This is a genomic window from Calothrix sp. CCY 0018 (assembly GCF_963920925.1).
Taxonomy (GTDB): domain Bacteria; phylum Cyanobacteriota; class Cyanobacteriia; order Cyanobacteriales; family Nostocaceae; genus Rivularia.
In genome coordinates this window covers 18,469-31,922 of sequence record NZ_CAWUDI010000048.1, presented here as the reverse complement: position 1 = coordinate 31,922, position 13,454 = coordinate 18,469, and the positions used below count along the sequence as shown (strand labels likewise).

Genomic DNA, 13,454 nt, shown 5'->3' with positions numbered 1-13,454 from the left:
TATAAGGTACGTCACAATATAAAGAATTAATTGAACAATGGCTGGTGTGGTCTGTAGTTCACTTGGTAATTCATGTTTATGTTCGTGAAAAAACGTCCCAAAAGCCAATTTTTATTATGGAACCGTTGGTTAGATCGGCACAGAATAGTCAGCAATATGGAGACTTTTTGTGATTTAGTTGTGATTTCTCTATGTTTTTGTTTGTTCGCCGTGATGGTAGTCAAGCTCTGGGGGATATTTCACGATATATTGCATTCTGTTGATTACAAAGAAGTAACTGCAAAAATGCTATTTATTTTAATTTTGGTCGAGTTATTTCGACTATTAGTGGTGTATCTACAAGAGCATAGCATTGCAGTGGGAGTCGCTGTAGAAGTAACGATTGTATCTTTACTAAGAGAGGTAATCGTTCATGGTGCGATGGAAATTTCTTGGATTCAAGTAGCGTGTATTTGTGGTTTATTAATAATTTTGGGTGTATTGCTACTCGTGTGCGCTAAAACTCCGCATATGGATTGTATTAGTGCTAATACAAAATATTGTCCTTTTATTTACGGTGATGACGATCCAGACTATAAAGGAGGTTGCACTCAACAAGGAAGAACATCGAATCACGATCGGGATAAAAGGCAATTTAAAAGTTAGCCTTTGTCTGTATTTAATTCGATCAAAACCCGTCAATGGCGGGTTTTTTATTTGGGAATTGGGAATGGTAATGGGAATTAGCAGCTTATGTGGGGTTAGGCGATCGCATAACCATAGATCTGCTTTCGTTTTATAAAAAATATTTTGCTGAATTTTTCTATATATTGTTACTGAATTAAGTTGTCACTTGTAAGCAAATATTCATACAATCAATGATTAATATTATTCGGTATTTTTATATTAATCATCTATTCTTCTATGAATAAAAAACTAATTACTAAAATTGCTGCTTGTTCTATAATTGCCTATACCCTTTCTTATGTCGGGATTCGATTAACAACTAATATTATTGTTCATGGTTCCGGAACTTCTAGCTGTACTTATTATTATCATAATGTGGAACCGGGAGACTCTAGTATCATCGGTTTATTGATTAATGGACAATTGGCATTCCTCTTTACTCCTTTACGTTGGCTGGAAGTGAGATATTGGTATGTAGTTCAACCAGTTGGTTCGCAAGTTTCAGAAGAAGATCAAAAGCGCAATGAATTTGCATCCTGTACTAATTAAAGTTGTGGAAATTAAAATAGCTCTAAAGACACATTTTGACTCTATAACAGGGATGTATTTAATCTTACCCTTTTTGACAGATGAATAACTTTTAATGAATCGCTAAAACTTAATTGAGTAAATAAGTTGATTAAAAACAAATTGGAGGGTACATTTATGACCGTTGCAAACGCTAGCACTCAACCTATTAGCAATCTAGAATACGATTTTCTGACTGTATTGCATAATAAAGCTGAAGCAATTAGAGCTTACGATACTTATATCAAGGATGCACAAGAAGCTAATTCTCAACCCTGTGCAGAATTATTCCAAAAGTTACGCCAAACTGAGATGGAGCAAGTGCAAGAAATCCGTCACCATCTTCAAGAAGTAATGAAGAATGGCAAAATGTAATTCTTTTTAAGAATTTATAAACCCGGTTTTTTGAAAAACCGGGTTTATAGTCTACCAACTCACTCTGTGAACAGCATCTCAAATTATTACAACTTACATAACAATAAAAAAGGTGCCGTATTGCGCGAAACACACTCTACCTTTAACCTTTAACCTATTAGCTCTCCCTTTCCAATCGACCCAAATTGATAGATTTATTTTTCAAAATTTTGACCAAAATTTTATCAACGCGATTTCCATCCATATTCATGACTTCAAAACGCATATCTTTCCATTCAAAGTGATCTGTAGCGATGGGGATACGACCTAAATGAGTCATTACCAAACCACCCAATGTTTGATAACTGTCGCGGGAGTGGGATTCTATTTCTTCTTCCATGTCGAAAAGTTCAAAAAATTCATCTATTGTTAACATCCCATCAAGTAACCACGAACCATCGTCTCTTTGTACGGCTTGAGCTTCTTCTTCGTCATCGTCATCGGAAGGAACATCACCGACAATTTCAATTAATATGTCGTTTAAAGTTACCAATCCTTGAATTACTCCATAGTCATCTACCACTAACGATACATGGTTGACCGTTTGCTTGAATATCTCTAAAACTTTTAAGCCACGGGTGCTTTCGGGTACGAATATCGGCTCTCGCAATCCTACAGTTAAATCCATCTGCTCTCCGGTAAAACTGCGAGCTAATAAGTTTGTTACCGGAATGATTCCCAATATATTATCTAATCCTTCCTGACACACTGGATACCGCGAATAACCATTTTCAATAATTTTCTCGCGGTTTTGAGTGATATTATCTTCCAAATCCAACCAGATAATTTCTGGACGCGGTGTCATGAACGAACTTACCGGGCGATCGCCTAAACGAAACACCCGCTCAACCATATCCTGCTCAACTTCTTCAAAGGTTCCTTCTTCGGTTCCTTGTTCGATTAATACTTTGATTTCTTCTTCTGTAATTTGCGGTTCGGTACTCGGTTTAATCCCTAATATTCTTACTATACTATCCGTGAATATGCTTAAAATAAAAACAATTGGATGAGCGATTTTTACTAAACTTTTTATCGGTAAAGCAACAATTGAAGCAATTAACTCTGGGTGATTTAAGGCTAAACGCTTGGGTACTAGTTCGCCTAAAATAATTGCTAAAAATGTAATTATTAATACTGATATTCCACGAGATACCTGAGTTTGATATAAAGGAATAAAATTTAAAAGAGGATATATTCTGTTGGTAATGATTTCTTCTCCGTAGGCACCAGAAAGGATGGTAATCAAAGTTATCCCCACTTGAACGGTACCTAAAAATTGGGTGGGAGAGGAAGCTAATTCATATGCGGCTCTGGCTCTGGGGTTTCCTTGGTTGGCAAGCTGTTGTAAGCGGACTTTGCGAGCCGAAACTATCGCTAATTCTGACATGACGAACATACCATTAGCGAAAATCAGCAGAAAAATAATTAATAACTCAAAATTGAGGGACATCTCTTAATTGCCGTTCTTTTTCGGCTAGTTATGCACGGTTATAGTTTTTTAAGTATTTAGCATCAAGACATATAATAAAAGACTCTAAATACATAATTTTTTTTAAATAAACGAAATTTATTGCCGAATCCAAAACACACTTACGTATAGTAGCCCAAAGCTGGTGTGGTAATTTTACTAGGAAAAAACAGTAATAGGCAAAATTTACCGTTGAGACTTCTAAAATAGTAAAGGGAACATTCATTTTTATTGACTTGTTGCCTGTATTTTAGAAAAGGGGTAATTTCCTTACTTATACCTTGATTTATCGAGGTAAACGTCTGTTGTGTCTACCTTTTTTTAGCTTTTAACTTTTAAGTAAGTCGAAGTTAAAAAATCAAGGTATGTCATTGCAAGTGAAACGAAGCAATCGCAGGGCTTTGAAGTCAATTTACATTTTGTTCCCAGGTTTATTTGTGCTGACCTACTTAGCTGATAGCTGATAGCTAATAGCTTTATTCTCGGCTAAATCTCTGCCAACTCCAGCGCCATAATAGGTGATATTGCGGTTTACCTTATTGTGATGCGGCTGGTTTTAATTACGTATTACGTTAGCGAAGCGTTTCCGTAGGAAATATTACGAATTTTAAAGTTATGGCTTTTTCTTCCATAGTGCGTGCTTTGGGACGTTCCCCTCTCACCACCGAACTACTTTCTAAATTAAAGACTCAAACACAATTACAATTAAATGGGATTCCACGTTTACCAAAGGGTTTGGTTGCTTCGGCTTTAGCGAATAGTTCGGAGCGGAACTTATTTGTGGTCTGCGCTACTCTGGAAGAAGCCGGACGTTGGACTACGCAACTGGAAACGATGGGATGGAAGACTATACATTTTTATCCCACTTCTGAAGCTTCCCCTTACGAACCATTCGATCCCGAAACCGAAATGATTTGGGGACAAATGCAGGTGCTTGCCGATTTAATTAAGTCTCCTGAATCTGAGAATTCTTCTGTAGCTGTAATCGCAACTCAAGCAGCTTTACAACCACATTTACCACCCCCGGAAGCATTCAAGCCTTTTTGTTTGAATATTGCTAAGGGAATGGAATTTAATCTGGGTACGTTCGCTAAAAAAATGGCGGCTTTGGGATACGAAAGAGTTCCTTTGGTGGAAATGGAAGGTACTTGGAGTCGTCGGGGGGATATTGTAGACGTATTTCCCGTATCTTCGGAATTGCCGGTACGTTTGGATTGGTTTGGCGACGAAATCGAGCAAATTCGCGAATTCGATCCATCAACACAACGTTCTGCTTTAGATAAAATTGACCAAATAATTCTTACTCCTACTAGTTTTGCTCCGATATTAATGGCAGACAGGCAATTTAGTGCGTCTGTAGAAGATTATCTTTCACCAGAAGAAAAAGAACAGTTAGAATCGGGACAATTATTAGAAGGAAGCCGCAGATTTTTAGGATTAGCTTACGAAAAACCCGCTTCTTTATTAGATTATTTACCAGAAAATACTTTAGTTGCCGTTGATGAAGTTGAGCAGTGTTACGCTCACAGTTTGTTATGGGTGGAGAATGCCGAAGAGCAGTGGCTTGGGGAAGGTGAGGGGGAGATGGGGGGATTGGGAGATGAGGAGATGGGGGGAGATAATGATTCTCCCATGCCCGATGCCCAATCCCCAATGCCCCATATTCAATTACCAAAAATTCATCGCTTTTGGGAAGATTGTTTGGCAGATTTAGATAAATTTGAAAGTTTGTATTTGTCGGAGTTGGCTGAAGAAGGTGATGATGCGATTAATTTAGCGGCTCGTTCGATTCCGGTTACTCCTCATGCTTTTGCGAAGTTGGCACAGACGTTAAGCGAAGAACGCGATCGCAATTTTAATATTTGGTTGGTTTCGGCTCAACCAACGCGATCGGTTTCGCTTTTACAGGAACACGATTGTCCGGCTCAGTTTATCCCCAATCCCCGCGATTATCAAGCTATCGATCGCTCGTTGACTAGTCACGTACCGGTTGCTGTAAAATATTCTGGGTTGGCTGAGTTAGAAGGTTTTATTTTACCGACTTATAGAATTGTTGTTGTCACCGATAAGGAATTTTACGGTCAGCATACTTTAGCAACTCCCGGTTATGTCCGCAAGCGTCGTAAGGCTAGTTCTAAACAAGTCGATCCCAATAAGTTACGTCCGGGTGATTATGTAATTCACCGCAATCACGGTTTGGGACAATTTGTGAAGTTGGAAAGTTTAACGTTAAATCATGAAACCCGCGATTATTTAGTTGTTAAATATGCAGATGGTTTATTACGAGTAGCTGCCGATCAAGTTGGTGCTTTATCTCGCTTTCGGACAACTACTAACTCTTCCCCGCAATTAAATAAAATGACGGGTAAGGCTTGGGAAAATACTAAGAATAAAGTTCGTAAAACTGTCAAAAGATTGGCGGTTGATTTATTAAGACTGTATTCTCAACGTTCCCAACAAACTGGTTTTACCTATCCCCAGGATTCCCCTTGGCAGGAAGAAATGGAAGATTCTTTCCCCTATCAACCTACAATTGACCAGTTGAAAGCCGCTCAAGATGTGAAACGGGATATGGAAAGCGATCGCCCAATGGATCGTTTGGTTTGCGGTGATGTGGGTTTTGGTAAAACTGAAGTGGCAATAAGAGCTATTTTTAAAGCCGTTACTTCTGGAAAACAAGTTGCATTACTCGCACCTACAACTATTCTTACCCAGCAGCACTACCATACTTTAAAAGAACGCTTTGCTCCCTATCCCATAAATGTCGGATTGCTCAACCGTTTTCGTACTGCTGAAGAAAAGCGGAATATTCAAAAAAGATTGCTGACGGGGGAATTAGATATAGTTGTCGGTACCCATCAACTTTTAGGTAAAAGCGTTCAATACAAAGATTTGGGATTATTGGTGGTAGATGAAGAACAAAGATTTGGGGTTAATCAAAAAGAGAAAATTAAATCTTTGAAAACTCAAGTTGACGTACTTACTTTAAGTGCAACACCTATTCCCCGCACCTTGTATATGTCATTGTCGGGAATTCGAGAAATGAGTTTGATTACCACACCACCACCATCAAGAAGACCGATTAAGACTCATCTTTCGCCGATGAATCCCGAACCGATTCGCACCGCCATACGTCAAGAGTTAGACAGAGGTGGGCAGGTATTTTACGTAGTTCCACGAGTAGATGGAATTGAAGACAAATCGGCATTTTTGCGAGAGATGATACCGAATGCCAAGATTGCGATCGCTCACGGTCAAATGGAAGCCAGCGAGTTAGAATCGATCATGCTTTCTTTCAGTAGTGGGGAAGCTGATATTTTAATTTGTACGACGATTATTGAATCGGGTTTGGATATTCCTAGAGTTAATACGATATTAGTTGAAGACGCGCATAAATTCGGCTTAGCTCAACTTTATCAGTTAAGAGGAAGAGTTGGACGTGCCGGAATTCAAGCTCATGCATGGTTATTTTATCCCAGACAAAGGTCATTATCGGAAGCTGCACGTAAGAGGTTGAGAGCAATTCAGGAATTTACCCAACTTGGCTCCGGTTATCAACTAGCAATGCGAGATATGGAAATCAGGGGGGTTGGTAACTTATTGGGAGCAGAGCAATCGGGACAAATGAATGTAATTGGCTTCGACTTATATATGGAAATGTTAGAAGAAGCAATTCGGGAAATTCGCGGACAAGAAATTCCCACCGTTGCCGATACTCAAATTGACCTTAATTTGACCGCATTTATTCCAGCAGATTACATCACCGACTTAGATCAAAAGATGAGCGCTTATCGTGCCGTAGCAGTAGCCAATTCCAAACAAGAATTAGCAATGATTGCAGCAGAATGGAACGATAGATATGGCAACGTACCCGCGTCGGCGAATCAGTTGTTACGGGTAATGGAATTAAAACAATTAGCTAAAAGTTTAGCATTTAGTCGAATAAAACCAGATGGGAAACAACATATTGTTTTAGAAACACCAATGGAAGAACCCGGTTGGAAAATGTTGTCTGAAAAATTACCGCAAAATATGATGAGTAGATTTGTGTATTCTCCAGGGAAAGTTACCGTTAGGGGATTGGGAGTTATGAAAGCAGACGTACAGTTGCAAACATTGATCGATGCATTTACTAAGATGCAGGATGCTGTGCCGGAAGTTGCGCTGGTATAGGTTTGTGGGTTGATAATACCTGGCGATTGAAAAACCTGGCGTTTGAAAACGCGGCTACACAGGCAAAACCCACCTCCGTGGGTTTATTTATTTGTAGGGTGCGTTATTAGGAGAGTACGGCACCATTTAATCTGTGTTATTAAATGTATATTAATAATTTCATTTCAAAAAATAATATACAGATAATTACATAGATAAAACCATGAAAAAAATCATCACAATCCTTTGTACAGCATTAACTTTAACAGCTTGTACGCAAAATACTAGAACCATTGCAACACCAGTCAAGCAGAATCAAAAACCTGTTAAAAGTTTTACTCAATGGTGTGAAGAGAGATTCACCTTACCACAAGAAACAAAGCATACAGTTGAAGTCTTGTTGAATGAAGCAGGTACTCAAGATTGCGAACAAGCAAATCAGAAACTTAGTAATTTAACTGATCTTAGTCTTTGGGGAGATAAAATCAGCGACTTAGCACCGCTTGCTTCTCTGACTAATTTGACTTACCTCATGCTTCGTGAAAATCAAATCAGCAATTTAAAACCGCTTTCTAATTTAACTAATTTGACTTCTCTTAGTATTGTGAAAAATCAAATTAGCAATTTAACACCGCTTTCTGAATTAAATAAATTGGAATACCTTATGCTTCCGGCAAATAAAATCACCGACATAAAACCACTTTCTAATTTAACTAATTTGACTTCTCTTCACCTTGACTATAATCCAATCGGCGATGTAAAACAGCTTTCAGAATTTACTAGTTTGACTTACCTTGGTCTTACAAATAATCAAATCAGTGACATTAAGCCGCTTTCAAAGTTAACTAATCTAACTAGACTGCTGCTGGGAGAAAATAAAATCAGCAATATAAAACCACTTTCAGGATTGACTAATTTAACAGTACTTAGTTTAGACTTGAATCAAATTAGTAATATAAAACCGCTTTCAGAGTTAACTAATTTGAGAAGACTTAGGCTTGCTAAAAACAAAATTAGTAATATAAAACCGCTTTCAGAGTTAACTAATTTAAGAAGACTTAATCTTAGAGAAAATCAAATTAGCGACCTAAAGCCGCTGTCTAATTTAGATAAATTGGAATACCTTTATATTGACGTAAATCCAATCGGTAAAAAAGTCTGTCCTATTAAACCACATTCTGTATGTAAATTTTTTCCATATAGATAAAAAAGGAAAAAGATACAGCAATTCAATTTAAAAAATTAATATCCCTCTTCTAGATAATTGCTGAATTTGTTCTGAATTTCAAATTGCTTTTTCGATGTATCTGTAATTACTCCAACGATACTGAAACTGCATCCCGTCAATAAGATAGCTGCAATGTGAATTGTATAGATATATTTTTTGATTCTGTTTTCACATGATTTTATTTATTGACTGCAAAGCAATATTCTAGTTTTTTAGAGATGCAAGTTGCGCGATCGCACTTCCTCTTTACATCCTCCCCACATCAAACTTTAATCAAACCAAATTTATATCTTACGAAATTAATATCATGTGTTATGAAGTATGTATTAGAGCTTTAATCAAAAAGTTAATAATACATCCTTATGCGTGATAACACTACCAAAAAAATAATCATACCCCTTTGCACTCTCCTTGCTTTTAATCATACAAAAGCTATAGCGGCTCCTCTGCTACAGCCAAATGTAGCCATAGCTCATATCACAAATTCCATGTTTTACAATGGTTTTAGCTCTGCGATTGCAATAAACCCCCTATCCCATGCTCAATTCCCAAAACTTGCAAAATACCACCATCAAATACCGTCGATATCTATTTGAATTCCTTGGCAGCGAACGTTATTCCCGCCCTTATCGTCGCGGAGTTGGCAAAATAATCGAAAAATATTTATCTAAAAATGGCTTTTTCATTGAAGTAGGAGCAAATAACGGTTTCTCCGAAAGCAATACCTATTACCTCGAACGTTTCAGAAATTGGCAAGGAATTCTCATCGAACCAATTCCCCATCTTTATCAAGAATGCGTCAAAGAAAGACCAAAATCAACAGTTTTCAACTGTGCTTTAGTCTCCCCAGATTACCCAAACTCAGAAATTGAAATGATGTACGGTCATTTAATGTCCCTCGTTACAGGTGCTTTCGATGATGATAAAATTGAATCCGAACGTGTGGCGATCGCCGGAAGAAAGTTGGGTTTTACTCCTTACAAAATAACGGTACCCGCTAGAACTTTAACTTCTATCTTAGATCAAGCCAATGTAAGTGAAATAGATTTTTTCTCTCTCGATGTCGAAGGTTTTGAATTAAATGCTTTGCAAGGGTTGGATTTTGATAAATATCGACCCGAATTTATGCTCGTTGAATGTCTTAACGAAGAATCTTTTGAGGAAATTCAATCTTATATCGCCGATTACTACGATTTATTTGAAAAAGCTTCTCAGGTGGATTATCTATTTAAAAGTAAGGAGTAATATTTGAAATGCAAATCAAACAAAAACTCGATTGGAAAATTCGTCTGCTCGATAAAATTCTCAACCTCCAAAAACCACTTCACAAAATGGATGAGGAAGAATTACGCATCGCCAGCGTTACCCCTATTCCTTCAATTACACAAAGAATCTTCGCTGGCAAAAAATTTCAACTACCTAAAATTGAACAAAAAGTAATTACTGGCAGACACGGGGAAATTCCAATTCAAATTTATTACCCTTGCTTAAATACCAATCTTCCCGTAATTCTCTTCTTTCACGGTGGTGGTTGGATTCATGGCAATTTTCCAACTTACGATTTTATGTGTCGTCGTATTGCCAAGGAAAGTAATTCTTTAGTTATTGCCGTTAATTACAAATTAGCTCCTCAATTTAAATATCCCACGGCATTAGAAGATTGCTTTGATGCACTCACTTGGGTAAGCGAAAACATAAATCCACAACAACTTACAGTTATGGGAGATAGCGCAGGAGGAAATTTAGCTGCTGCTTTATGTTTAATGCTCAGAGACAGAAAACAAAATTTAAATAGTCAACTAATTAATAAACAAATTCTGATTTATCCCGTCCTCGATGCAACTTTGAGTAAACCATCGATGGAATATAATGATGCACCACTTTTAACAAAAGAAGCAATGCAATTCTACGTTAATTGCTACTCTCGCAGCGATTCCGATATCCACGAATCCTACTTTTCTCCTTTACTAGCTGAAGATTTATCCAATCTCCCTCCGACTTTAATTATTGCCGCAGAATACGATGTTCTCCATGATGAAAATTTACTTTATGCTCAACGTCTTCAAGCTGCAAATAATCAAGTTAAATTGATCGATTATCCCAGAATGGTACACGGCTTTCTCAGCTTTCCCCCTTTCTGCTCGAAAGCTAATAATGCATTTATAGAAATTGCGAACTATGTAAAAGCATCTGCCGTTTAAGAATAAACAAAAGCCGTTAGCATTACATCAGATGCCACTTCCAGCCAAAGTTTAGCGCCGCAACTTAAAGGTTTGTCCGGACGATAAACTACTTTACAGCTTCCATTTATTTCTAAACTATGAAAATAACGAATGATTCCGCGTGATTCAACCCTGATTACAGGCTTATTCGTACCATGCTTACTATTGCTTCTAATCAAATGCTGATTGACGCAAATACGACTTATTGCTTTTGATACTCGCTTTTTCCAATTAGGCTTCGGACCTCTTCGACCCTCTTTTACTTCTGGTTTACCGTCAAATAAAGGAATTTCCCAAAATCTATCACCTTTTTCGGCTCCTTTAATTCTCCCTTCTTTTAGAAGTTGTCGCACTCGTTGAGTACAAATTCTCAGTAATTCAGCAGCTTCTTTAGTTCCAACTTTCATGATTCACCCTCAAAACTATAGCGCTATACTTTTTCAAATTATCAGGATAACGAATCACAAGCAAGCATCAATGTAATATCTGAAACCAGAATTTTGTAAATAATTATTGCGAACATATCTAACTCACTACGATGGGTTTTTTATCTAAAATTTTCTAGTAGTGTGTATAAACGTGAATTTTCCGTAAGTAGATATTCTTAAATTGAAAAATAAAGTAAGTAATACTATTGATAAATTGATAAAAAATTATGGTTTCCACAAAAAATACAGTAAAACCCAGATTTGAAGGCTTTTACATAGAAATGGTGATGCCTGAGTTGCAGGATAGGTGTCAGGAGGTTGTTTCTGAGATACTTGGTGAAGATTGGAGGGTTCAAGCGATTGGCGACAACTTTACCGAATTTGAAATTTTGCTTGCAGATGATGCGTTATCGGTAAAGCAGGCTTGGGATAAAACTTATGAATTGCGATCGCGACCTGGTGTAGTTGATGTGGAGCCGTTATTCGCGGTTCCGGTAAGGCAAGTTAAGCAGCTAGAAAGTAGGCAGCAGGAAGCTTCGGGGGGAGAATCGAAATCTCTTTGGGATGTGATTTTTTCGTTGTTGAATAAATTATTAGATTTATTTTCGGGGGGAGAAGGTGTTGAAACTGGACTTTCGACAAATGATGTAGATTGGGTTTTGAAGGAATTGAAGGTTTTTCCAGCATGGCAGAAGTATTTTCCCGATGCGAATAAGTTACCGGGGCATGGGGTAATTATTGCTCATCCGGATACTGGATATACGACGCATCCAGAGATAGCCGATAATTTACTTTTAGAGCAAGGTTACGATTTTGTTGGTTCCGACGAAGATGAAACAGATCCTTTGGAAAAATCGGATACTGAATTAGTTAATAATCCCGGCCACGGTACTTTAGCAGCCAGCGTCATGGTAAGTCCGCCCAAAGCGCAGGGCAATTATCCAGATGGCAAGTACGTTACGGGTGTAGCTCCCGGTGCAAAGTTAGTGCCGTTGCGGGTATCGTATTCGGTGGTACTTTTGAGCAATCGTAATTTAGCTAGAGCGATTGAGTATGCAGCAGATAAAGGTTTTCATATAGTTTCTATTTCCTTGGGAGCGGCTTTTTATAATAAAAGGTTGCGAACTGCAATATTGTACGCGCAGAAACGAGGTGTAATTATCATAGCTGCATCTGGTACCTGGACTCCATTTGTGGTATTCCCTGCTGCTTACGATGAAGTGATAGCAGTTGGTGGGAGTACGGTTAACCGTAAGATTTGGTTCGGCTCTCCGCGCGGTAGAAAAGTTGATGTTTTAGCGCCGGGGGAAGGGGTATGGTATGCCAGAACTGTGAAGGAGAATAGCGAACTAAAATATCAGATTAAGCAAGGTTCTGGTACTTCGTTATCTACACCATTAGTAGCGGGTGTTGCGGCTTTATGGTTGTCGTATCACGGTAGGGATAATTTAGTTCGTCGTTATGGTGCCGAGAAAATTCCGTTTATATTTAATCAACTTTTGCGGGAAACTTGTGATGTTCCTCCGAATTGGAAGCCGAGTAGGTATGGTGCAGGGATTGTGAATACAGCAAGGTTGTTAGAGGCACCGTTACCGGATAACGTAAATCGGTCGGTGATTCCTCCAGCTTTTGCATTACAGCAACATACTGCGGTAGAAAGTGGGGAAATGGAAACGTTTGCTCATCTTTTTGAATCGGAAGAAGATAATTTTAGTTCATTAAACTTGAATCTTGCGGAGTTATTGCAAACCAGCGAGACAGAATTACCGAAGAAATTGAAGGAAGTCGGACAGGAATTAGCTTTTTGCTTGGCTGCTAATGGAGAATTGTACGATAAATTTGCCGCATCTTTGAATCAAGAGAAAGATAATGATAAGCAGCAACAACCGCAAACTAGGGAATTTCAAACTTTAACAACTCAAAATACCGATTCTAAAAGTGAAATGCGCCAAATACTGTTAAATCTTGGTGTTTCGGAAACCTTGAATAAGAAATTGGGGAATTAGGGAGAGAGAGGGGGTAGAATTTTGATTAACTCATTAAATTCAAAACTATTCCAAATTTAGACTATTCAAACCCATAGTGCAGATATCGCAATTACCATAATTAAAATAAATAAAAATGTAGAGACGTAAAATTTTACGTCTCCTTTATTTTGGGTTGTAACGGAAAGGGAATTGGTAATTGGTAATAGAAGAAAAATATAAATATTTATCCTAATCCGCCTTCTTATTGTAAACCCCCGTATAATAGCAGAACTCCTATAAATAGAACTAATAAAGCCTTTAAAATTGATTAATATCGTATTT

Annotated in this window: 10 protein-coding genes; 8 read left to right on the top strand and 2 right to left on the bottom strand. The window is 37.8% G+C overall.

Translation table 11 applies throughout. From position 1 onward, the window contains the following. Positions 1 to 78 precede the first annotated feature (78 nt). The 3 genes from ACM03V_RS27630 (at position 79) to ACM03V_RS27620 (ending at position 1,608) form a co-directional block, all read left to right on the top strand. Positions 79 to 645, top strand: coding sequence for a phosphate-starvation-inducible PsiE family protein (locus ACM03V_RS27630; protein WP_414624014.1), 567 nt, complete (start codon positions 79 to 81; stop codon positions 643 to 645). 258 nt (positions 646 to 903) lie between these two features. Continuing rightward, positions 904 to 1,215, top strand: coding sequence for a hypothetical protein (locus tag ACM03V_RS27625; RefSeq protein ID WP_414624013.1), 312 nt, complete (start codon positions 904 to 906; stop codon positions 1,213 to 1,215). A 156-nt stretch (positions 1,216 to 1,371) separates the two neighbouring features. Beyond that, positions 1,372 to 1,608, top strand: a complete 237-nt coding sequence (locus tag ACM03V_RS27620) for a hypothetical protein (RefSeq protein WP_414624012.1) — start codon at positions 1,372 to 1,374, stop codon at positions 1,606 to 1,608. A 157-nt stretch (positions 1,609 to 1,765) separates the two neighbouring features. On the opposite strand, the gene ACM03V_RS27615 is transcribed toward ACM03V_RS27620, so the two are convergent. Continuing rightward, complete coding sequence (locus ACM03V_RS27615; RefSeq protein ID WP_414624011.1) at positions 1,766 to 3,097, bottom strand: hemolysin family protein; 1,332 nt, start codon at positions 3,095 to 3,097, stop codon at positions 1,766 to 1,768. 633 nt (positions 3,098 to 3,730) lie between these two features. On the opposite strand from ACM03V_RS27615, the gene mfd reads away from it, so the two are divergent. The 4 genes from mfd (at position 3,731) to ACM03V_RS27595 (ending at position 10,696) form a co-directional block, all read left to right on the top strand. Next, a complete protein-coding gene (mfd, locus tag ACM03V_RS27610; protein ID WP_414624010.1) occupies positions 3,731 to 7,288 on the top strand; it encodes a transcription-repair coupling factor in 3,558 nt (1,185 codons plus the stop codon). Positions 7,289 to 7,490: 202 nt separating this feature from the next. Then, positions 7,491 to 8,474 (top strand): leucine-rich repeat domain-containing protein, encoded by a 984-nt coding sequence (locus ACM03V_RS27605; protein WP_414624009.1) that lies wholly within the window; start codon positions 7,491 to 7,493, stop codon positions 8,472 to 8,474. Between the two features lie 558 nt (positions 8,475 to 9,032). Then, positions 9,033 to 9,740, top strand: a complete 708-nt coding sequence (locus ACM03V_RS27600) for an FkbM family methyltransferase (protein ID WP_414624008.1) — start codon at positions 9,033 to 9,035, stop codon at positions 9,738 to 9,740. A gap of 8 nt (positions 9,741 to 9,748) precedes the next feature. Beyond that, entirely contained in the window at positions 9,749 to 10,696 is a 948-nt protein-coding gene (locus ACM03V_RS27595) for an alpha/beta hydrolase (protein ID WP_414624007.1), read from the top strand. Here the strand turns inward: ACM03V_RS27595 and ACM03V_RS27590 are convergent. Next, entirely contained in the window at positions 10,693 to 11,124 is a 432-nt protein-coding gene (locus ACM03V_RS27590) for a DNA-binding protein (protein WP_414624006.1), read from the bottom strand. The two genes, ACM03V_RS27595 and ACM03V_RS27590, sit on opposite strands and share 4 nt — an antisense overlap. A gap of 248 nt (positions 11,125 to 11,372) precedes the next feature. On the opposite strand from ACM03V_RS27590, the gene ACM03V_RS27585 reads away from it, so the two are divergent. Next, the gene (locus ACM03V_RS27585; protein ID WP_414624005.1) at positions 11,373 to 13,151 is read left to right on the top strand and encodes a S8 family peptidase; all 1,779 of its coding nucleotides are present in this window, start codon (positions 11,373 to 11,375) and stop codon (positions 13,149 to 13,151) included. The last annotated feature ends 303 nt before the right edge of the window (positions 13,152 to 13,454 follow it).

What these genes read in the sequence shown, in the direction of transcription:
- ACM03V_RS27605 (WP_414624009.1), top strand. Translation starts at nt 7,491, where the DNA reads ATGAAAAAAATCATCACAATCCTTTGTACAGCATTAACTTTAACAGCT.
- ACM03V_RS27615 (WP_414624011.1), bottom strand. Translation starts at nt 3,097, where the DNA reads ATGTCCCTCAATTTTGAGTTATTAATTATTTTTCTGCTGATTTTCGCT.
- ACM03V_RS27630 (WP_414624014.1), top strand. Translation starts at nt 79, where the DNA reads ATGTTCGTGAAAAAACGTCCCAAAAGCCAATTTTTATTATGGAACCGT.
- ACM03V_RS27590 (WP_414624006.1), bottom strand. Translation starts at nt 11,124, where the DNA reads ATGAAAGTTGGAACTAAAGAAGCTGCTGAATTACTGAGAATTTGTACT.
- mfd (WP_414624010.1), top strand. Translation starts at nt 3,731, where the DNA reads ATGGCTTTTTCTTCCATAGTGCGTGCTTTGGGACGTTCCCCTCTCACC.
- ACM03V_RS27585 (WP_414624005.1), top strand. Translation starts at nt 11,373, where the DNA reads ATGGTTTCCACAAAAAATACAGTAAAACCCAGATTTGAAGGCTTTTAC.
- ACM03V_RS27595 (WP_414624007.1), top strand. Translation starts at nt 9,749, where the DNA reads ATGCAAATCAAACAAAAACTCGATTGGAAAATTCGTCTGCTCGATAAA.
- ACM03V_RS27620 (WP_414624012.1), top strand. Translation starts at nt 1,372, where the DNA reads ATGACCGTTGCAAACGCTAGCACTCAACCTATTAGCAATCTAGAATAC.
- ACM03V_RS27625 (WP_414624013.1), top strand. Translation starts at nt 904, where the DNA reads ATGAATAAAAAACTAATTACTAAAATTGCTGCTTGTTCTATAATTGCC.
- ACM03V_RS27600 (WP_414624008.1), top strand. Translation starts at nt 9,033, where the DNA reads ATGCTCAATTCCCAAAACTTGCAAAATACCACCATCAAATACCGTCGA.